Raw genomic sequence first — 18511 nt, forward strand, 5'->3', positions numbered from 1 at the left:
TTTCGAAGGGGGGAGCCAGCGGTGCCGGGCTCGCCTCGCGCAACCCGCGCTTTCGGCCCTTCACTGCCAGATCGAGAGCGTCACCTCTGCGCGGAAGTCCGCGGGAGCGTGGAGCTCCAGCGAGTAGCGGCCGGCCTCGAGCGGCATCGTGCCGAAGAACCCGCTCGGAATCGTCTCGGGCCTCGCGCACGGCTCGCACTTGACCAGCTTCAGCTCGACCCCCGGGGTCTCGACCAGCTGCTCCTCGGAGATCCACAGGTCGTAGTTCATGCTGGCGTCGACGTCGAAGCGCGCGGCCGTCCAGATCCTGTCGGCGAGCGGGCCGATCGTCGCCGCGTTGGCGCAGTCGAGCGTGAAGGTGGTCTCGATCCGGTGCTCGCCGTCCCCGCTCAGCAGGCCCAGGTCCGGCGCGGCCTCCCCGACCCCGCACCCGAACACCCGCCAGCGGTAGCGCTCGGCTTCATTGCACTCGCCGAGCTCGGGCTCGAAGTCCGCGAGCAGCTCGGCGGTGGTCATGCCGACGACCGACTCCATGGCTGCGGACAGCTCGGCGCCGCTCGGATATCGGCCGGTGATCCGGCAGACATCGAGCACCGCCTCGAGTCCGAAGCGCTCCACCAGGTACGCCGCGAAGCGACCGAGGATCCCGTAATCTCCGGGGGAGAGTCCGGACGGTGCCTCCATGCGCGCGACCAGTCGCTCGAAGTCGCTGGTCTTCGAGTCGTAGCTGTACCCGCCATAGACCTCAGCCAAGCCTTCTGTGAGGGCGCTGGGGCACATACCCGACGCCGTGTTGGCGAGATGAACCATCTCATGCTCGTGCGGGAGCAGCGGCGTGTGGGCGGTCCGGTCCTCGACCCAAGCACACGCGGACGCACCATCGCACGGCAGCTCGGCATCGTATTCCTCGTGCGAGTACCAGCGATACGAGCCGAGGTGCTCGCTGACGCCAAACTCCGCCGCGAGCGCCCAGGCGTAGGCGTCGACGTACGCGAAGGTCCCCTCGCAGGTCTCCTCCGCGCTTCGGTCTCGTCCGTCGATGTCGATCCACTCGCCGCGGTACAGCCAGTTCGGCTCGTACGGCTCCACGCACCCGCTGACGAGCGCGAGCACGACGCCCCCCAGCGCGCCGAGCTTGCTCAATCGATCCACTGGCTATCCTCCAGCGTGACCGTCCACAGGTTGTGATTGCCGTCCTCGAACGCGACCTCGAAGCTGGCCATGCTCCAAAGGCCGCGGCTCTCGCTGATCCAGATCTCGGTCGAGTTCGCGGCCATGAAGCGGTTGGATCCCTCGCTCGCGTTGAGGCCGGAGATCATGAACTGCGCGGCCCCGGCAGGGATCTCGTAGCCCAAGAGTTGTCCATCCAGCGGGGCCAACACCTCGTAGCCTTCCGCCTGCCCCCACAGCCGCATCTGAACCCGGTCGGCGCTCAGCGACGCGATGCCGTTGGTGATGAGCACGGCGTCGACTTCGAACACATCGAACTCCTCGAGCGTGAACAGCGTGCCCGTGTTGTCGTAGGAGAACGCCGCCGCCGAGCAGCCGCGAGGCGTGCAGCCGGCGTCGAAGGTCGCCGAGGCGGCCCAAGGGATGAGAGCAGGAGCAAAGGCGGGGTGATGCGAGCGAAGGTCATGACCTCTACGGTCTAGGGCGAAACTAGACCCCGCCGCGTCGACGCACCTCGCAACATTTTCGGCGCTGAAGGCGTCGCCGCGCCCGGAGGCTCACTGCCAGATCGAGCGCGTCACCTCTGCGCGGAACTCAGCGGGTCCGTGGAGCTCCATTGTGAGCCCCCGGATTCAGGGGTTGTCGCACTCGCTGTCGTCGACCTCGGTCACCGCGAAGGTTGCGAACATCTCGAGATCCACGTTGGCGACCTTGGTCCGCGGCTCGCCCCCGGCGGCGAAGCAGTGGATGCCCTCTTGGGTGTCGCCAGCGAAGGCGCGCAGCTGGGTCTCGTACTTGCCGGTTTGGGTCACCTCGACCTCCCAGTTCATCGACCCCGCGATGTCCGAGCAGTCGACGGAGGTCCCGGTGATCCACGGCGGATTCGCGGGCATCGTGCAGGGCAGCTCGGGGTCGAAGCAGTCACGGCGCCGGGTCGCGAACTCGACCCGGTCGATCGCGGCCCCGCAGATCGTCGTCGCGTCGAAGTCGACCGTGAAGGTCGCGTGCGGGTCCTGGCCGGCGTCCTCGCTGCCGCCGTCGGCGGGCTGGGCGTCGTCGGTGCACGCAGTCACGGCCAGGCACGGGGTCGAGCACAGGGTCAAGAACAGGGCATTGCGGGGGCTAAACATAGACATGATCGCGCTCAATTCAGGTAGCCGAGCTGACGGGCGGCGAGCTCTTTCATGATCTCTTCGGCGCCGCCGCCGATGCTCAGGACCTTGGTCTCACGATAGATCCGCTCGGACTTGACGCCGCGTATGAAGCCCGCGCCGCCGAGGATCTGGACGGCTTCTTTCGCGCACAGCTCGACGCAAGCAGTCGCGAGGTTCTTGGCCATGCAGACCTCGGGGATCGGGACCTCGCCGCGATCGATGCGCCAGGCGAGATCGTCGAGCACACACTCGACCGCGCGGATCGAGGTCGCCATGTCGACGAGCTTGTGACGGATGACCTGGTGGCGGACGAGGGGCTTGCCGAAGGTCTCGCGCTCGCGGGCCCAGGCCAGGGCTTCGTCGTAGCAGACCCGGGCGAGGCCGAGGGCGAGGGCCGCGAGCATCATCCGCTCGCCGTTGAAGTTGACCATGATGCCCATGAACCCGCCGTGCTCGGGCCCGATCAGGTTGGCAGCCGGGACCTCGCAGCCGTCGAAGTAGAGGGTCGCGGTGTCCGAGGACCACCAGCCCATCTTGTCGAGCTTGGTCCGGGTCAGGCCGGGGGCGTCGCCGGGGATCGCAAGCAGCGAGATGCCCTGCATCCCGGGGCCGCCCGTGCGCACGGCGGTGGTGATCCAGTCGGCGCGCATGCCCGAGGTGATGAAGGTCTTGCTGCCGTCGACGATGTAGTGATCGCCCTCGCGGCGAGCGGTGGTCCGGAGCCTGGCGACGTCGGATCCGCCCGAGGGCTCGGTGATCGCCAGCGCGCTGATCTGCTCACCCGCGATGACCGCGGGCGCGATCCGCTGCTTGAGCGCGTCGGACCCGAGCGCGATGATCGGCGGGAGCCCGATCCCGTGGCTCATCAAGCTAGCGAGCACGCCGCCGGACCCGGCCCGGGCGAGCTCCTCGGTGATCAGCAGCTGGGCGAAGGCGTCGACCGGGGTCCCGCCGTAGGCCTCGGGGAAGCCGAGCCCGAGCAGGCCGAGCTCGGCGGCCTTGGTGTAGAGCGCGCGGGGGAACTCGCCGGCCTCCTCCCACGCGTTGATGTTGGGCTCGAGCTCGCGCTCGACGAAGCCGCGCACGGTCCGGCGCAGCTGCTCGTGCTCGTCGGTCCACCCGGGGTGCTTGCGCGCGAAGGCCATCACCAGATCTCGCAGCGGTCCGGAGGGTTCATCGGCGTGCCCTCCTCGCACGAGAAGGCCTCGGCGAAGGCGGGCAGATCGACGAGCGGGCCCGCGGCCCGAAACGCGCCGGGCGAGTGCGGGTCAACCTCGAGGCGACGCGCGAGCTCGGGCTCGGCGACGTGCTGACACCAGTTTTGGGCCCAGGCGACGAAGAAGACCTGCTCGTTGGTCATGCCCTCGACGACGGCCGGATCCCCGCCCTGCTCCTGGGCCCAGGTCTGGTAGGCCAAGAAGGCCTCCTTGACCCCGCCGATGTCGGCGATGTTCTCGCCCGCGGTCAGCTCGCCGTTGACGTACTTGCCCGGGAGGGCCTCGTAGCCGTCGTACTGCCCGACGACGCAGGCGACCCGCTCCTCGAAGGCCTCGGACACCTCCGGCGACCACCACGGGGTCAGGCGCCCGGTCGCGTCGTACTTGCGGCCCTCGTCGTCGAAGCCGTGGGTCAGCTCGTGGCCGGCGACGGCCCCGATCCCGCCGAAGTTCATGACCATCGGCTGGCTGGCATCGAAGAAGGGCGGCTGAAGGATCCCGGCCGGGAACACGATCTCGTTGTTGGTCGGGTTGTAGTAGGCGTTGACGAGCGGGGTCGGCATGAACCACTCGGCCTTGTCGACCGCGGCGCCGATCTTGGCGACCTCGCGGGCGGCGTGGGCCCGCTTCTCGGCGCTGACGTTGGCGAAGTGGGCCGCGCCCGTGATCTCGACCTCGCTGTAGTCTTGCCAGCGATCGGGGTAGCCGATCTTGCGCTCCATCGCGGTGATCTTGCCCTTGGCCCGGTCGCGGGTCGTGTCGTCCATCCACTCGAGCGTGGGGAAGCTCGACTCCATCGCGGCGTTGATCCGCTCGATCATGTCGTTGGCGATCGCCTTGCTGTCGCCCGTGAAGGCCCGCTCGACGTAGGCCGGACCGAGCAGATCCGGCAGCGCCCACATCAGCGACTGGGTGCAGCGCTTCCACAGCGCCGGGCGCTCGCCGACGCCGGTCACGATCTGCGCGAGCTCGAAGTTGGCCTCGCCGAGCTTGGTGTCGAGGTCCTCGGCGGTCGCGTGGATCACCATCCAGCGCAGGTAGGCCTGGAGCTCGGCGAGCTCGCGCTCGTTGACGAGCTTGGCGACGGCGCCGAGGTAGTCGGGCGTATGAATGTTGAGCTCCTGGGTCTGGGGGAGCCCGGCGCCGTCAAAGTAGGCCGCCCAGTCGAGGCCCTTGGCCCGCTTGCGCAGGCCCTTGTAGCCCTCCTTGTGATAGTTCGCCTGATCGTCGCGGAGCTCGACGGGGGTCATGGACGCCGCGGCCAAGGTGGTCTCGATCGCGAGCACGGTCGCGGCGTCGGCCTTGGCCTGCTCGGCGCTGGCTCCGACGAGCGTGAACATCTTGGCGATGTGGGCCTCGTAGGCGGCGAGCAGCTCGCGGCCGCCGTCGCCCTCGGGGCCCTCGGCCGGCAGGTACATGGCGCGGGCAGGCAGACCGAGGCCAGCCTGGGAGATGATCGCCATGTTCTTGTCGGGCCCGCCCATGTAGTCGGCGCCGACGCTGACGATGAACAGGGGCGGCGCCGCGGGCATCCCGAGCCAGCCGATCCGGCCCCAGACCGTGGCGTGGAGCTGACCGACGACCTTCATCAGCTGGTTTTTGTCGGCGATCGAGTCGATCAGCGCGAGGGTTTCGGCGATACCCGAGTGGCCCGCGGCGTCGCGCGCAGGCATGTCCATGCAGGCGTTGTAGTAGTTGCCGAGCTGCTGGGTCTGCGGGTCGGCGCCGCCGGCCTTGGCCGCGGCGCCTGCGGCCTCGAGGAGCTCGCGGAGCACGGCCTCGTTGTTCTCGGAGACCGTGTCGAAGCTGCGCCCGTAGCGGGGCTTGTCGGCCGGGCGCTCGTGGGCCGCGAGCCAGCCGCCGCAGGCGTACTGATAGAAGTCGACGCAGGGATCGACGCTGGCGTCGATCGAGGCCACGAGCCCGTCGACGCCGGTGCTGGGCACCTCGGCGGGCGCGGCCGGGTCGGGCTGGTCTCCGACCGGTTTGGGGTCGGGGTTGACGACCTCACCGCCGCGATCACAAGCAGGGGCGGCGCCACAGGTGAGCGCGACCAGGCCCAAGGACACCCAGGACTTGATTCGAGACATGCGCGCCAACCATGCCAGACCGCGAGCCTCGGCCCGCGGGCGCGCGCGGGCCGAGCGACGTGAGGATCCGTGTGCCCTATACTCCACGCCGCCTGTGCTCGAGCTCGTCGACCTGCGCAAGTCTCATGGCCGCACCCTCGCGCTCGACGGTGTGTCGCTGCGCGTGGACGCGGGCGAGATCCTCGGCTTGCTCGGGCCCAACGGCGCGGGCAAGAGCACGCTCGTGTCGCTCGTCGCCGGTCTGATCGCGCCCGATGCCGAGGGCGGCGAGCTTCGGCTCGCGGTCGCGGGTGGCGTGAGCGGCTCACCGCGCGACCCCGCGGTCCGTCGCCACATCGGCCTCGCCCCGCAGTCGCTGGCGCTCTACGCCGAGCTGACCGGGGCCGAGAACCTGCGCTTCTTCGCCGGGCTGCAGGGCTGCCGCGCCGAAGAGGTCCGCGCGCGCGTCGACTGGGCCCTCGACTTCGTCGGGCTCAGCGAGCGCCGCGATCATCGGGTCAAGACCTACTCCGGCGGCATGGCGAGGCGCCTCAACCTCGCCGCCGCGCTCGTCCACGACCCCGCGCTGCTGCTCCTCGACGAGCCGACCGTCGGGGTCGACCCGCAGTCGCGCGAGCGCCTCCTCGACAACATCCTGGACCTGCGCGGGCAGGGCAAGGCCGTGCTCTACACCACCCACTACATGGAGGAGGCCCAGCGCATCTGTGATCGGGTTGCGATCATCGACCGCGGCCAGCTGCTCAGCGTCGGCCGAACGGACGCGCTGCTCGCCGCCCACGCGGGCAAGCCGAAGCTGGTCGTCGAGTTCGAAGACGGGCGCGAGACCGTCGAGACCGACACGCCCCTCGCAACCCTCAACGAGCTCGCCGAGGGTCGCGCGCCGCTCGGCTTTCGCGTCGAGCGGCCAACCCTCGAGCAGGTCTTCCTCGAGCTGACCGGGCGGAGCCTGCGGGAGTAGCGTCGTCGATGCACGCGATCTGGTCACTCATGGTCAAGGATCTGCGCCTGCTGCTGCGCGATCGCGGCGCGGTGTTCCTGACCTTCGCGTGGCCGCTCGTGCTCGCGACCTTCTTTGGTGCGCTCGGGCCCGGGTTCGGCGCGCAGCTCGACGACGAAGGGGGCGGCGCGATGACGGTGCTCGCGGTCGACGAAGACCGCAGCGCAGCGAGCGAGGCGCTGCTGACCGAGCTCGACGCCGATCCCCGCGTGACGCTCGAGCCCGCGAAGCTCGAGCCCGCCCGCGAGGCGGTCCGAACCGGCGCATCCCCAGCCTACCTGCGCCTCGCGGCCGGGTTCGGGGGCCCGCGCGCGCGCGGCGAGCTCCGGACAGTCGAGCTCGGGGTCGATCCCCGCCGCCGGGCCGAGGCCGAGGTCCTCGCGGGCGCGACCGAACTCGCGGCCTGGCGCGCGCGCGCGCGGACGCTCCCGGGCGCGTCCCCTGCCCCGGCGCCCGCGCGGCCCCTGGAGCTCGACTACCACAGCGTCGAGCCCGGCTCGGCGAGCGCAAACGCGCGCCCGCCCTCGCCCTACGCGGTGACCTTTCCCCAGGGCATCATCTGGGCGGTGATCGCCTGCGCGGCGACCTTCGCCGTGAGCCTGGTCGAGGAGCGCAAGCGCGGAACCCTCGCTCGCCTCGCGGTCGCGCCCGTGTCTCGCCTCTCGATCCTCGCGGGCAAGGCTGGCGCGTGTCTGGTTGCGATCGTGATCATGGAGATAACCTTGGTGCTCGTCGCGCTGCTCGGCTTCGGCGTCCGGCCCCAGAGCGTCGGCCTGCTCGTTCTCGCCCTCGCGTGCACGGCCCTCGGCTTCGTCGGCGTGATGACCCTGCTCGCCGTGCTCGGTCGCCGGACGCAGTCGGCGGCGGGCCTGAGCTGGGCGATCCTCATGGCGATGGCGATGCTCGGCGGCGGGATGCTGCCGCTGTTTTTGATGCCGAGCTGGCTGCAGCTCGCGGCCAGCGCAAGCCCGGTCGCGTGGGCGCTCACCGCCATCGAAGGCGCCGTGTGGCGCGGGTTCTCCGTCGCAGAGCTCGCGCCGCCGTGCGCGGCTTTGCTCGTGCTCGGCGGTGTGTGCCTGGCGCTCGGCGCCCGAGCCGTGCGCGAGCTATGACAAACGGTCGGGCCCCAACCCACGATCGGGATATCCCGTGGTGGTTGTGCCATAGGACCTTTTTCTGGTTCACTGGCCGCCATGCGGCCTACCACCTACCTCACAGCTTTCTTGACCCTCCCTGCTCTCACCCTCGGGTGCGCTGACGACGGGGCCGACGATGCAGGCGACAGCGCGTCCGAGACCGGGACCACTGACCAAGGCGACGGCGACGGCGATCCTGGCGACGGCGACACCAACGAGACCGGGACCGCCGACCAGGGCGACGGCGACGGCGATCCTGGCGACGGCGACACCGACACCGACACGGGGGACGGCGACGACACTACCGGTGACGGTGACACCGGTGATGGCGACGGCGACACCGGTGACGGTGACGGCGACACCGGCGATGGTGATGGCGACACTGGCGATGGTGATGGCGACGGCGACACCGAGGCCCAGTTTTGCACCCCCGGTAACCAGGTCTGCGCCGACCCCGATAGCTACCAAGTCTGCGACGACCAGGGCGAGGCCTGGAGCGACCCGCTCCCCTGCGATCCGACCGAGGGCTGCCTCAACGGCGACTGCGTCCCGCAGTGCATCCTCGTCCAGTCCAACCCCAGCTCGGTCGGGTGCTCGTTCTTCGCGACCAAGCACGACAATTTTTACAACAACAACAATAACCCGGCTCAGAACGACTCGCTGATCGCCGGCAACATCTCCGACGATCTGCCGGTCTCCGCCCAGCTCTACTTCGTCCCGGTCAACGGCAACGCCGAGGAGGCCATGGGCGAGCCGGTCGTGATCCAGCCCCAGGGCACCCACACCTTCTCGCTGTCCCAGACCGAGATCGACAGCATCACGACGACCCGCCAAGGCGGCGTCTACCGGCTCGAGACCGACCTCCCGATCGTCGCCTACCAGCACTCCCCGATCGGCTCGACCGCGACCAACGACGCCTCGATGCTGCTGCCCGAGTACGCGCTGACCGGCAACTACATCGTGTCCTCGTACCCCGCGACCGTCGGCGCGTACCCGAGCTACTTCCTCGCGATCGGGACCACTGACGGGACCACCGTCGACATCACCGTCGGCGGCGCGACCGCGGGCGGCGGCGGCATCCCGGCCCTCGCCAACGGTCAGTCGACCCAGGTCATGCTCGATCGCTACGAGGTCCTCAACATGGTCGTCGCCCAGCAAAACGGCGGCGACCTGTCCGGCACGATCATCTCGTCCGACAACCCGGTCCACCTGATCGGCGCGACCGAGTGCGCCAACGTGCCGCAGAGCCCCTACACCTACTGCGACCACATGGAAGAGGCCGCCTTCCCGCTCGAGTACTGGGGCGAGGAGTACGTCGGCGCCCACGCCCCGACCCGCGGCAACGAGCAGTACCACTGGCGCGTCTACGGCGGCGACGACGGCCTCACGATCAACACCGCGCCCCAGCAGCCCGGCTTCCCGCTCAACCTCGACAAGGGTGAGTACTACCAGTTCGCAACCAGTGAGACCTTCGTGATCACGGGCGACGGCCCCTTCTTGCCGGTCCAGTACCTCGAGAGCGAGAACCCCAACGCGGGCACCGGCGACCCGGCCATGTACCAGATGGTCCCGACCGAGCAGTTCTTGAACCGCTACGCCTTCGTGACCGGCGAGAACTACGACGTCCACTACGCCCAGATCACGCGCCCGGCCGGCGGCGCCGAGGTCACGATCGACGGCAACCCGGTCGGCGGCTACTACCAGGTCGGCGCGTTCGAAGTCGCCGACGTCACCGTCGGCCCGGGCGCTCACTTCGCAGCCAGCGAGCAGCCCTTCGGCGTCGTCCAGGTCGGCTACACGGGCGTGACCTCCTACGCCTACCCCGGCGGCCTGAAGCTCGAAGTCATCAACCCGCAGTGATCATCTTGCCGCAGTGATCTGGCCGCAGTGATCTGGCCCCCCCTGCGGCCGTCAGCAACGGCCGCAGGCGGCCGGCCGGTCGCCCCTCGCTCGGGCCCCCTGAAGGGGGCTCGTTTTTTTGTGGGCCGAAACTCTAGCAGCCCGGGCTGCTAGAAGCTCAGGCCCTCGAGGACCTTGGCCATGTCGGCCTCGAGCTCCTCGTCGACCTCGCGCTCGACCGCGCGCTCGAGCAGCGCCTGGGCCTTCGCGTGGGTCCAGCCGTTCACCGGGGCCCCGTCGCCGATCAGGCCCTCGTCGCACCACGAGGCCACGACCAGCAGGGCGCCTCGGCGCACGCGCGTCACGGGTGACTGCAGGGCCGCCTCGACCAGGTCGAGGCCCCGGCCTGGATCGTCGACCAAGCTCTGCACGACCACGAGCAGGGTGTCGTGGACGTCGTACTGGGGCTGGAGCCCGCTCTCGTGCGCGGGGCCCGTGGCGATCTCGGTGATCGGTAGCAGGCGCCTGGCGAGCTCGAGGGCCTGCGCGAAGCGGTCGGGCTCTTCGGCCTGGAGCAGCCGAAACCACGACGGCGAGCTGCGCGGGTTGGCCTCGACGCGGCGCAGGTGGTGATCCCAGGCGTCGATGTCGAGCAGCTGCGCGGCCGCGTCGGCCTGGTGAAAGCGCTCGAGCGACTCGGCCTCGAGGCCGGCGTGGACCAGCGCCTCCCACTCGGGGCGAGCGGCCACGCGCGCGCACATGTCGAGCACGGCGCGGCGGATGTCGAGGGTCCAGCCGAGCTCGCGGAGGGTCTCGTCGTCCTCGAGCTCCTCGCCGACGGGGCCGATGAACTCGCGCAGCTGCTCGGCCACGAGCAGGTGGGCGAGGTCGAGCGGGCGGTGCTCGGGCCGGCGCGCGAGGTGGCGCAGGTAGGCCGCGGCCGCGCGCGGGGCGTGTTCGTAGTCTTCGATGTCCTCGGCCGGGCCACCGTTGAGCAGGGCCGAGAAGATCCCGGCCGCGCCGTCGAGCAGCGGGTCGTCGACGATGTCGGCCTCGAGCGCGCCCGCGAGGTCACCGACCATCGCGCAGGTGTGGGCGAGGTACTCGTCCATCACGTCGTTGCGAAACCCGTCGCGGACCAGCCACGCGAGGATCTCCGGGTCCTTGGTGTCGGCGAGGCGCTCGACCGCGTGGATCCGGCCCCAGCCCCGCGCGCCCTTGGCCAGCTCCCACAGCTCGCGGTCGGCGTGCTCGAGGGTGCTGGCCAGGGCCACGGTCGAGAACAGCGTGAACTCTTCGTGGCGCCCGATGGTCAGGAGGGTCTCGCGCTCGTCGCAGCCGACGAGCACGCCGAGCATGCTGATGCCGAGCTTCACGACCTCGCGATCGGGGGCGGCCCGGACCAGGAAGAGCGCGAGCTCGTGGAAGCGATCGGGGTCGAGGTTGCCGTTGCCGACGAGCTCGGCGAGGACGTCGTCGAGCACGCCGAGGACCGGCGCCCGGGTCAGCAGCCGGGTGAGGTGCTCGAGGTAGGCGGGCGTGGCCGAGCCCAAGAGATCGCGCACGGCCTTGACGATCTGCTTGGCCCGGAGGCGCTCGTCCTCGACCTGGGTGTGCCGACCGATCACGCCGTCGAGGGCGCCAGCGGCCCAGCGCAGACCACCGCGCGCGCGCTGTTCGTCGTCGGGCAGGGCGAGGTCGAGGTGAACCTCGCCGGGGGAGGCGCCGAGCTCACGCTCGACGTGCTCGTAGATCGACGGTCGCCCGGCCCACACGCGCGGGGCGTCGAGCTTGTCGAGGGACCACAGCTGAACTTGAGACGATCGCATCCGGACGCTGGCGAGCCCGGGTGACCGGGTCCGCTCTACACACTGCCAAGGGTGAAGGTTTTCCCGCCGACGGGCAAGACGAGCCGGGCGAGAAAGCGCGGGCGTCGAGCTCACGACCCCGAACGCACGCGCAGATCCGTGAGCCAACCCGCAGGTTGGACCGCGCAGACACCCGCCTTACGTCCAGGCTGCTTACGTGCAGGCTGAACGAAGAACCCGTTAGCGCAGGCCGAGCACCGAAAGCGCCAGACACAGCTGACCGAGGTAGTAGGCCGGCAGACCCCAGAGACGATTTAGAAACTCTGGCTGCACGAAGCGCTCGCGCGCGACCGAGAGATCCGACAGGTAGAACGACACCGCGCCGAGCAAAAGTAGGTGCGAGGCCCCAGCGCGCCACGCTCCGATTGCCAGCGTCAGCATGATCGAGATGACGACGATGTAGGCGCGGACCGGCAGGCGCATGTCGTCATCGACGCGATCGCGAAGCCAGCGATCGACGAGCAACCCGGCCAGCGCCAACAGCGGCGCGGCGGTCAGCGCGGCGGTGGCGTCGAAGCCATGGACCGCGAAGGCGACGCAGTAGCCGACGTGGCCGAGCAAGAAGGCGCCGAGCCCGGCGAGGAAGATCGGCTTGGCCCGACCGAGCAAGAACGCGTCGCCGAGCCACGACAAGACCAGACCGACGAACAACCACCGACCCCACCCGAGCTCGAGCGCGCCCGCGTTGATGGCCGTCAACAAAAAGCCCGTCGAGGCGGCGAGCTTGGTGACCGCGGTCGCGATCGTCCACTCGCGGTGCTGCACGAACAGGTGGAGGCCGAGGGCCGCGAGGGTCAGGGCGACCCACAGCTCTGCGGCCGCGGGGATCTCGAGCGGGACCGGCGAGAACATCGCCGCCATCTTGTCAGCTTCGACCGAGCGCGGCCAGCAGCCGATCGTGGACCGGGGTCGCGACGCCGCGCTCGCGCGCGGTCTCGACGAACCACCCGTTGCGCCAGCGCCACTCTTTGACGGCCCCGCGGTAGCCCGCGATCGAGCGCGAGTAGGCGCTGAGCCGATCGACGAGCGCGGCGAGATCGAGCTCGACACCGAGCGCGGGCCCGCCGACCGCGAGCAGCTCGGCGACGAGCTCGCCGAGGCGCTCGCCGTGGTCCTCGACCACGGTCCCGACATCGCATCCGAGCGCCTCGCACAGGAGCCCGAAGGCGCAGTTCCAGATCAGCTTCTCGAGCTCGACCTCCGCGAAGGCCTGCGCGTCGACGAGCGCGGCCGGCAGGCCCACGGCGCGAAAGGCCTCGACGAGGGTCGGCGCGTGGGCGCCGACGAAGGGGCTCTCGCCGCCGGGCTCGATCGGGGCTCCGCGCGCGGGCACGGCCATGAACAACAGCCCGCGGGTCGCGTCGGCGAGGCCCTGCTCGCGCAGCCATGGGCGCAGCATGCCGTTTTGGATGAACACGAGATCGGCCCGGCGCCGCGCGGGCACGCGCTCGAGCACCGCGGGCAGATCATCGTTGCGGACCGCGACCAAGATCGCCTCGCCAGGGTCACGCTCGAGCAGCTCGTCGCCGCTGTGGCGGTCGACCAAGCCAAACACGGCGGGATCGCGCTGGTGGAGGGCCGTCCCGATCCGCCCGGCGCCGATGACCGCGATCACGAGAGCCCCTCCCCGGTCGCCCGCTCGAAGTGCTCGCGCAGGGCCGCGTTGACCTCTTTGGCGGCCTCCTGGGCCGGGAAGTGGCCGGCGTCCTCGAGCAGCACACGATCGAAGGGATCGACCCACGACTCATAGTGGGTCGGGTCGGCAAACCACGGCCCGAGCGCGTGGTCGCGCAGGCCCCAGATCAACCGGGTCGGGACGTGGATCGGCACCAGCCGGCGCAGCAGGTGGCGGAGCGCCGCGCGGTAGTAGTTGATGCCGGGCAGCCCGCGCTCGCGGACCTGGCGGATGTAGGGCTCGAGCCGCTCGTGAGTGAACGGCTCGCGGTTGTAGGCGTTGTTGCGCATGACCTCGGTGATCAGCTCGGGGTTCCCTCGCATGCGTCGCTCGGGCAGCCACGGGAGCTGAAAAAAGAACACGTACCAGCTCCGGCGCACCTGCTCGAGCCGACGCAGCTCCTTGACCATGATCTGCAGCGGCGGACAGTTGAGCACGCTGAGGCTGTGAAGCCGCGCGCCGTAGCGCTGCGCGACCTCCCAGGCCACGGCCCCCCCCCAGTCGTGGCCGACGAGGTGGACCTTGTCGACGCCGAGCGCGTCGATCAGCTCGACGGTGTCGCGGGCGAGGATGTCGAGGGTGTAGTCGCGCACGCGGCTCGGCGCGTCGGTGCCCCCGTAGCCGCGCATGTCCGGCGCGACCACGCGGTAGTCGTCGCCGAGCGCCGCGAGCTGCTCGTGCCAGCTGACCGCGAGCTCGGGGAAGCCGTGGAGGCACAGGACCGTCGGCGCGTCCTCGCGCTCGGGCCCGCGCTCGTACCAACGCACCCGCAGCCCCGAGACCAGGCAACCGACGTAGGTCTGGGTTCCCGGTGGAAAGTGCGCGAGATCATCCATGCCGAACAACGAGTACCGCGACGTCGCCGCCCGGTCTACGGCTGCAGCGCCGCGCGCAAGATGAGCGCCCGTATTATCCTCGCAGCGTGAGCGAACGAGCCCCACACGCGCGCCGACGCGGACCCGCCCTCGGCCCGAAGACGGCCAGGACCGCGGCCCGGGCCGCCCTCGGCCTCGCCCTCGTCAGCGGATGCCCTGCGACCCCGGCAGCGGACGCCGGACACGCCGAGGCCGCCAAGTCCAAACCCACGCCCGAGCCCGGGTCCGGGCCGAGGGACTCGGCCGGGCCGGAATTCGTGGCCGCGCCCGCGAGCGGTGACGTGGTCGAGATCGTCACACGCGAGCGCGAGCGGGCCGCAGCCGAGGGGCGGCTGCTGCTGGTCTACGTCGGCGCGAGCTGGTGCGAGCCCTGCGAGCACTTCCACGCCGCCGTCGACGACGGCACGCTCGACGCCGCGTTCCCGACCCTGCGTCTGCTCGAGTTCGATCTCGACCGCGACCGCGACCGCCTCGCCGCCGCCGGCTACAGCTCGCGGATGATCCCGCTGTTCGTGGCCCCGGGCCCCGACGGCCGCGCGGGGCCTCGCCGGACCGAAGGCGGGATCAAGGGCCCCGAGGCCGTCGAGCACCTGCGCCCGCGCCTCGAAGCCCTGGTTCGCGCGGCCACGGCGGACCAGAACTGAGTGTCGCCGAGCCGGGTCGAACCGGCCGCGTCCGTCACCGCGCTCGGGCCCGCACACCCTGCGTCGCGCCCGGCCCGTCCGCGGAAATCTTGCCCAATCGTGAACGTCCGTCGGCCGATAGGCTGGCGACACACCACGACCACGACCACGAGGCAAACCATGGACACTTCAGATCTCCAACGCGCCATCGAGAACTTCCTCAACCGCCTGCGCAGCGTCGGCAAGACCGAGCCCAAGGGCGTCCCGCCGACCTTCCTCCAGATCAACGGCCCGGCCCCGGACTTCGAGGCCAAGACCACCCACGGCGACATTCGCCTGTCGAGCTGGAACAAGGACAAGTGGGTGATCTTGTTCTCTCACCCCGCCGACTTCACCCCAGTCTGCACCACGGAGTTCGTCGGCTTCGCCAAGCGCTGGAAGGAGTTTCAGGAGCGCGACGTCGCGCTGATCGGCAACTCGATCGACAGCGTCTATGCCCACATCGCCTGGGCCCGCAACATCGAGGACAAGCTCGGGACCAAGATCCCCTTCCCGATCATCGCCGATCTCGACATGAAGGTCGCGAAGGCCTACGGCATGCTCCACGTCGCGAGCTCCGACACCTCCGCGATCCGGGCGCTGTTCGTCATCGACCCCAAGCGCACGCTGCGAGCGATGATCTACTACCCGCTCAGCGTCGGCCGGAACATCGACGAGATCCTCCGGGTCGTCGACGCCCTCCAGATGACCGACGAGACCGGGCTCGCGGCCCCGGCCAACTGGAAGCCCGGCGAGGCCGCGATCATGCCCCCGCCCCAGACCATGGACGAGGCCGAGGCCCGGATGAAGGAGCGCGAGGCCCAGGTCGAGGACTGGTACTACGCCAAGAAGAAGTCCGCCTGAGCCCCGCGAACGCCCGGCGCGCGTGCGCGCGCGCGCACATCCCCCGTGAACCCGGCGCAGCGAGCGTGTAAAGTCCGGTCAGCATGACGGGACCCGACGCCCAGACCGGCACCCACGAGGAGTTCCCCTGCCAGCAGTGCGGCGCCAAGCTCGAGTTCGCGCCCGGCAGCACCAAGCTCGAGTGCCCCTACTGCGGCCACACCCAGCAGATCGCGGCCGCCGCCGCCGCGCCGGTCGTCGAGCGCTCGTTCGCTGACGCCCTGCGCGAGCTTCGGCAGCGGCCGGTCAGCGCGCTCGCGGACAACGGCCACGAGATCCAGTGCAACGGCTGCGGGGCGATCACGGTCATCACCGCCCAGGCCGCGGCGTGCCCCTTTTGCGACTCCCCGGTGGTCGTGCCGATCCAAGAAGATCGCGCGACGATCGTGCCCGAGGCCGTGCTGCCCTTTGCGATCGAGCAGCGCGCCGCGGGCGAGAAATTCAAGACCTGGGTCACGAGCCGGTGGTTCGCGCCCAGCGACCTCGCGGCCAAGGCCAGGCGCGCCCGCATGGACGGCGTGTACCTGCCCTACTTCACCTACGACGCCCTCGCGCGCGCGTCCTACCGCGGCCAGCGGGGCACCTACTACTACGTGACCGAGACCTACACGGACTCCGAGGGCAAGACCCAGACCCGCCAGGTTCGCAAGACCCGCTGGACCCGGGTCAGCGGCCACATCCAGTGCTACTTCGACGACCTCCTGGTCTGCGCGTCGAAGTCGCTGCCCGACAAGCTCATCGCCGAGCTCGAGCCCTGGGACCTCGCCGCGCTCACGCCCTTCGACTCGCGCTACCTCAGCGGGTTCATGGCCGAGCGGGCCGCGATCGGCCTCGAAGACGGCTTCGCGACCGCCCAGCAAAAGATGGTCCCGACGATCGAGAGCACGATCCGCTCGGACATCGGCGGCGACACCCAGTCGATCGACAACTACTCGACCTCGCACTCCGACGTGACCTTCAAGCTGTTCTTGCTGCCGCTGTGGCTGTCGAGCTTCCGCTACGACGACAAGGTCTACCGCTTCGTGGTCAACGCCCGGACCGGTGAGGCCGTCGGCGAGCGGCCCTACAGCACCCTCAAGATCGTGATGGCGGTGCTCGGCGGGATCGCGCTGATCGCCCTGATCGTGGTCCTGGTCAAGATGTTCGCGTAGGAGCGCAGCTCTACTTGCGCATCGACAGGCGCAGGCCGAGGCCGTCGCCGTGCTTGCCCATGCCCAGCACGAACGCGCGCATCGGCATCTTCAGCTCGGCGGGCGCGAGCGCGGCGACGTCGGCGTAGAAGAACAGGCTCTCGGTCTGGGCCTTCGAGCTCGCAAGCGCGCGCTCGAGATCCTCGGACAGCTCGAGGGCCTCGCCCTCGCCGCGGGCCGCGTCGATCAGCGCGCGCATGTTCGCGGCGTCCTCGGCGGCCGAGGCCATGGCCCCGAACCCGCGGCCGGCCTCATCAAAGGTCGCGAAGTGCATCGCCTGCGTGGCCGCGCCCATGGCCTCGATCGAGGCCCGCTGCTCGGCGGGCATGTCGCTCAGATCGAAGCGCGTCGCGTAGACGTCGACGCCGACGCCGTCGTGGCTGAGCGCGTCTTGCTCGTAGCTCGTCGTCACACCCATGCCCATCGCCTTCGTGCCCGAACCGTCGGCCGGCGCCGCCTTGGTCATCGCGCCGATCATCGCCCGCCAGGCCTCGCGCATGGCCGCGGCGTCCGAGCTCGCGAGCAGCGCGCTGAGCTTCAGACCTCCGGAGCCCTGGCTCGGGGTCAGGCTCAACTGCATGGTCATCGCAAACTCGCCATCGAGGGTCGCGAGCCAGGGATCGAAGAGCGCGGTCCAGTCCGCGGCCGTCAGCCCGAGGTTGTAGGTCGCCGCGGTGCCCTCGACCAGGAACGCCTCGAGCCCGGCCATGGCGGCGCCTGCGTGGATCTGCCCGGAGCAGAGCATGCCGTAGTTGGCCGAGTTCGGGAGCTTGGCCACCAGCGCGTGCTCGGCCGGGACCTGGGCGGAGACAAAGGACCCGAAGGTGCTGCCCGCGATCGGGTACATGCGCACGAACAGATCCGTGGTCGTTTGACCGGGGCTGACGCTCACGACCACGCGCTGGGTCTGGCGACCGACGGCGAGCATCGCGTTTGCGTACTTGCGCAGCAGCTCCACGCTCTGGGCGTTGACCCCCGGCGTCCCCAGCATCGCGCCGCCCATCTCGGTCAGGACCTGATCGATCTGCGGCGAGAGGGCGTCGAGCAGCGGGCCCAGGTAGAGGATCAGCTCGGTGTGATCCGGCTGCGCGCGCAGCTGGTCAAACGCGAAGCCCTCGACCGCGCTGACGACCGCGGGCGGACCGATCAACGCGAGGCCGTCGCGGACCCGGATCTCGCGACCGGCCTTGACCGCCCGCGCGCCGAGCTCGTCCTGGTCGGCCGCGGCGACGAGCAGCGCGAAGGGCTCGGGGTGGGCCGCGGGGTCGAGCACGACGATCGAGATCGGGGCCGAGAGATCGGCGGCCTTGTCGAGGCTCAGGCCCGCGACCTGGCGGAGCAAGAAGGGCAGCTGCGCCCGGAGCTGGGCCGCCGAGCCGGGCTTGACGCCGTCGAGAGCCGCGCCGAGATCCGCGAGCTGCTTGCCGCTCGGCAGCTGCACGGTCGCCACGACTCCGGCGGGCGCGGTCACGGCCGCCGAGTCGACGGTCGGTGGCGCGACCTCGGGCAGCGGCGCAGCTTCGGCCGCGGGCGTGGGCGCGGCGGGCTTGGCCGCCGCCTGCTCGGCGTCCGCCTTCCCGCGCTGACTCCCCGCGCGTTGATTGGTTTGGTCACCGCATGCCGAGCCGAGCGCGAGCGCGGACAGCAGCGTGAGGAGGCGAGCTCGATCGAGGCGCATGGCCGAAGCATACCCGGCCCAGTCAGCGTGGCTGCGCAGCGACAGATGCTCTACGCT

Annotated in this window: 16 protein-coding genes; 6 read left to right on the forward strand and 10 right to left on the reverse strand. The window is 70.3% G+C overall.

Going from position 1 to position 18511, the window contains the following annotated elements:
* Positions 1-60: 60 nt before the first annotated feature.
* The 5 genes from ENSA5_RS13150 to ENSA5_RS13170 all read right to left on the reverse strand — a co-directional run bounded on the left by ENSA5_RS13150 (position 61) and on the right by ENSA5_RS13170 (position 5631).
* Positions 61-1152, reverse strand: coding sequence for a hypothetical protein (locus tag ENSA5_RS13150; RefSeq protein ID WP_146155643.1), 1092 nt, complete (start codon positions 1150-1152; stop codon positions 61-63).
* Positions 1140-1481, reverse strand: coding sequence for a hypothetical protein (locus tag ENSA5_RS13155; RefSeq protein WP_106391996.1), 342 nt, complete (start codon positions 1479-1481; stop codon positions 1140-1142). The genes ENSA5_RS13150 and ENSA5_RS13155 overlap by 13 nt, the downstream gene beginning before the upstream one ends.
* A 321-nt stretch (positions 1482-1802) precedes the next feature.
* Positions 1803-2306 (reverse strand): hypothetical protein, encoded by a 504-nt coding sequence (locus ENSA5_RS13160; protein WP_146155645.1) that lies wholly within the window; start codon positions 2304-2306, stop codon positions 1803-1805.
* A gap of 8 nt (positions 2307-2314) precedes the next feature.
* Positions 2315-3469 carry an acyl-CoA dehydrogenase family protein gene (locus ENSA5_RS13165; protein ID WP_106391998.1) on the reverse strand — a complete coding sequence of 385 codons (1155 nt, stop codon included), beginning with the start codon at positions 3467-3469 and terminating at the stop codon, positions 2315-2317.
* Positions 3469-5631, reverse strand: coding sequence for a M13 family metallopeptidase (locus tag ENSA5_RS13170; protein WP_106391999.1), 2163 nt, complete (start codon positions 5629-5631; stop codon positions 3469-3471). Before ENSA5_RS13170 ends, ENSA5_RS13165 begins: the two co-directional genes overlap by 1 nt.
* Before the next feature lie 94 nt (positions 5632-5725).
* Here ENSA5_RS13170 and ENSA5_RS13175 point away from each other — a divergent pair, with 94 nt between their 5' ends.
* The 3 genes from ENSA5_RS13175 (at position 5726) to ENSA5_RS37605 (ending at position 9624) form a co-directional block, all read left to right on the forward strand.
* Entirely contained in the window at positions 5726-6589 is an 864-nt protein-coding gene (locus ENSA5_RS13175) for an ABC transporter ATP-binding protein (protein ID WP_106392000.1), read from the forward strand.
* 8 nt (positions 6590-6597) lie between these two features.
* Positions 6598-7740 carry an ABC transporter permease gene (locus ENSA5_RS13180; RefSeq protein ID WP_106392001.1) on the forward strand — a complete coding sequence of 381 codons (1143 nt, stop codon included), beginning with the start codon at positions 6598-6600 and terminating at the stop codon, positions 7738-7740.
* Positions 7741-7851: 111 nt separating this feature from the next.
* Entirely contained in the window at positions 7852-9624 is a 1773-nt protein-coding gene (locus ENSA5_RS37605) for an IgGFc-binding protein (RefSeq protein WP_258182835.1), read from the forward strand.
* A 149-nt stretch (positions 9625-9773) separates the two neighbouring features.
* Here ENSA5_RS37605 and ENSA5_RS37610 read toward each other — a convergent pair whose 3' ends face one another.
* From ENSA5_RS37610 to ENSA5_RS13205, 4 genes are all read right to left on the reverse strand, one after another.
* Positions 9774-11432 carry a hypothetical protein gene (locus ENSA5_RS37610; protein WP_181197716.1) on the reverse strand — a complete coding sequence of 553 codons (1659 nt, stop codon included), beginning with the start codon at positions 11430-11432 and terminating at the stop codon, positions 9774-9776.
* A 219-nt stretch (positions 11433-11651) separates the two neighbouring features.
* Positions 11652-12332 (reverse strand): lysoplasmalogenase, encoded by a 681-nt coding sequence (locus tag ENSA5_RS13195; RefSeq protein WP_106392002.1) that lies wholly within the window; start codon positions 12330-12332, stop codon positions 11652-11654.
* A gap of 4 nt (positions 12333-12336) precedes the next feature.
* A complete protein-coding gene (locus tag ENSA5_RS13200) occupies positions 12337-13086 on the reverse strand; it encodes a ketopantoate reductase family protein (RefSeq protein ID WP_106392003.1) in 750 nt (249 codons plus the stop codon).
* Positions 13083-13982, reverse strand: coding sequence for an alpha/beta fold hydrolase (locus ENSA5_RS13205; RefSeq protein WP_106392004.1), 900 nt, complete (start codon positions 13980-13982; stop codon positions 13083-13085). Before ENSA5_RS13205 ends, ENSA5_RS13200 begins: the two co-directional genes overlap by 4 nt.
* An 86-nt stretch (positions 13983-14068) precedes the next feature.
* On the opposite strand from ENSA5_RS13205, the gene ENSA5_RS35930 reads away from it, so the two are divergent.
* The 3 genes from ENSA5_RS35930 to ENSA5_RS13220 all read left to right on the forward strand — a co-directional run bounded on the left by ENSA5_RS35930 (position 14069) and on the right by ENSA5_RS13220 (position 16737).
* Positions 14069-14665 carry a TlpA family protein disulfide reductase gene (locus tag ENSA5_RS35930; protein ID WP_146155646.1) on the forward strand — a complete coding sequence of 199 codons (597 nt, stop codon included), beginning with the start codon at positions 14069-14071 and terminating at the stop codon, positions 14663-14665.
* A gap of 159 nt (positions 14666-14824) precedes the next feature.
* Positions 14825-15547: a peroxiredoxin gene (locus ENSA5_RS13215; protein WP_106392006.1), complete on the forward strand. Its 723-nt coding sequence runs from the start codon at positions 14825-14827 to the stop codon at positions 15545-15547.
* Between the two features lie 83 nt (positions 15548-15630).
* Positions 15631-16737, forward strand: coding sequence for a TFIIB-type zinc ribbon-containing protein (locus tag ENSA5_RS13220; RefSeq protein WP_106392007.1), 1107 nt, complete (start codon positions 15631-15633; stop codon positions 16735-16737).
* A gap of 10 nt (positions 16738-16747) precedes the next feature.
* Here the strand turns inward: ENSA5_RS13220 and ENSA5_RS13225 are convergent, their stop codons facing one another.
* Positions 16748-18454 carry a hypothetical protein gene (locus ENSA5_RS13225; protein ID WP_106392008.1) on the reverse strand — a complete coding sequence of 569 codons (1707 nt, stop codon included), beginning with the start codon at positions 18452-18454 and terminating at the stop codon, positions 16748-16750.
* Positions 18455-18511 lie beyond the last annotated feature (57 nt).

The sequence above is a fragment of the Enhygromyxa salina genome, from assembly GCF_002994615.1.
Taxonomy (GTDB): domain Bacteria; phylum Myxococcota_A; class Polyangia; order Nannocystales; family Nannocystaceae; genus Plesiocystis; species Plesiocystis salina_A.

Bases quoted from the DNA above. Each gene is read 5' to 3' on its own strand.
- ENSA5_RS13205 (WP_106392004.1), bottom strand. From the start codon at position 13,982: ATGGATGATCTCGCGCACTTTCCACCGGGAACCCAGACCTACGTCGGT.
- ENSA5_RS13225 (WP_106392008.1), bottom strand. From the start codon at position 18,454: ATGCGCCTCGATCGAGCTCGCCTCCTCACGCTGCTGTCCGCGCTCGCG.
- ENSA5_RS13220 (WP_106392007.1), top strand. From the start codon at position 15,631: ATGACGGGACCCGACGCCCAGACCGGCACCCACGAGGAGTTCCCCTGC.
- ENSA5_RS13160 (WP_146155645.1), bottom strand. From the start codon at position 2,306: ATGTCTATGTTTAGCCCCCGCAATGCCCTGTTCTTGACCCTGTGCTCG.
- ENSA5_RS37610 (WP_181197716.1), bottom strand. From the start codon at position 11,432: ATGCGATCGTCTCAAGTTCAGCTGTGGTCCCTCGACAAGCTCGACGCC.
- ENSA5_RS13195 (WP_106392002.1), bottom strand. From the start codon at position 12,332: ATGGCGGCGATGTTCTCGCCGGTCCCGCTCGAGATCCCCGCGGCCGCA.
- ENSA5_RS13180 (WP_106392001.1), top strand. From the start codon at position 6,598: ATGCACGCGATCTGGTCACTCATGGTCAAGGATCTGCGCCTGCTGCTG.
- ENSA5_RS13165 (WP_106391998.1), bottom strand. From the start codon at position 3,469: ATGGCCTTCGCGCGCAAGCACCCCGGGTGGACCGACGAGCACGAGCAG.
- ENSA5_RS13170 (WP_106391999.1), bottom strand. From the start codon at position 5,631: ATGTCTCGAATCAAGTCCTGGGTGTCCTTGGGCCTGGTCGCGCTCACC.
- ENSA5_RS13215 (WP_106392006.1), top strand. From the start codon at position 14,825: ATGGACACTTCAGATCTCCAACGCGCCATCGAGAACTTCCTCAACCGC.